The organism is Cupriavidus sp. SIMBA_020 (assembly GCF_046535395.1).
Taxonomy (GTDB): domain Bacteria; phylum Pseudomonadota; class Gammaproteobacteria; order Burkholderiales; family Burkholderiaceae; genus Cupriavidus; species Cupriavidus campinensis.
Window position 1 is genome coordinate 1 of the sequence record NZ_JAWRWU010001320.1, and the last position, 248, is coordinate 248.

Annotated in this window: 1 protein-coding gene; it reads left to right on the forward strand. The window is 66.5% G+C overall.

Going from position 1 to position 248, the window contains the following annotated elements:
• A partial coding sequence (locus SB751_RS33780) for an NAD(P)H-dependent oxidoreductase (protein ID WP_410749469.1) occupies positions 1-248 on the forward strand: 248 nt, incomplete at both ends.

The window sequence follows — 248 nt, forward strand, 5'->3', positions numbered from 1 at the left end:
GATGGGCTTCGATCCCGTGCTGTCGGCGGCGGAGCTGATCGACGGAACGGCCGCGCACATCCGGACGGTCGACGTGCTGTCCGCGCAGGAAGACGTGCTCGAAGCGGCGGTGCTGACCGTCATCTACCCGCTGTGGTGGATGGCGATGCCCGCGATGATGAAGGGCTACATCGACCGTGTTTTCAGCCGCGGTTTCGCGTACACGGTGGAACAGGGCGACGTGCGCGGTTTGCTCGCGGGGCGACAGG